At 41.4% G+C, this 833-nt stretch carries 1 protein-coding gene; it reads right to left on the reverse strand.

Annotated elements, in window-relative coordinates; all coding sequences use genetic code 11:
• Window positions 1-143: 143 nt before the first annotated feature.
• Window positions 144-743, reverse strand: a complete 600-nt coding sequence (locus tag R8N47_RS24430; protein WP_318186008.1) for a CoA pyrophosphatase — start codon at window positions 741-743, stop codon at window positions 144-146.
• Window positions 744-833: the final 90 nt, after the last annotated feature.

Below are 833 nucleotides of genomic sequence, written 5' to 3' on the forward strand. Positions count from 1 at the left end.
TTTATTTCACCGCAAGCGTTTGCGGTGAAAATGGCAAATTAATCTAATGTGAATGAATGTTTATGAAGTAACGTTTTATTAATATTGATGCACATAATGATCGCATTGGTCGTATGATCATTATCGCATGAAAGAGGAGAGATTTAGCCGGAAATTATGTGCTTTTGCATCGACTCAATGATCTGTGCCGTCATGCCCCAGATGAAATGTTGACGATATGGGATAGCAAATACACGATGACTGCTTCTTTTTAACTCAAACTTACTGCTGTAGAGCTTATTTGGGTTCAAAATATGGTTGGCTGGTACCTCAAAAACCGACTCGACCTCATTTGGGTCAATATGCGTTTTATAATCCGGAGAAATAAAGGCCAAAAATGGCGTCACATTAAATTGACTAATCGTTGGCAGTTTTGGTAACTGACCGAACACATGAATGTGTTTATCTTCTATACCGACCTCTTCATTAGTCTCACGAAGCGCCGTATTAATCAGATGGATATCTTCGGGTTCAAACTTACCGCCAGGAAAGCTGATTTGCCCTGGATGATGCCGAAGATGTTCGGCTCGCTTGGTCAAAATCACTTGTAGGCCTTCAGATCTATCTACAAAACCAATCAGCACCGCGGCGTCTCGAAGCGGTTTACCTTTCATAAAATTCAGGCGGGCAAGAGACTCCTTGTGATACGCGGTCGGAAGATGAAATTGAAAGTTCTGCAGCAATTTTGTTTTGTCGATAACCAAACCGAACCCCTAATTTTCGTGTCTACTCATTATTATACACCCAAGATAATAACCCTAACCTCCGGAAGCGAGCGTGCTTGAGTGAGAAAA

Source organism: Vibrio sp. 2132-1 (assembly GCF_033344315.1).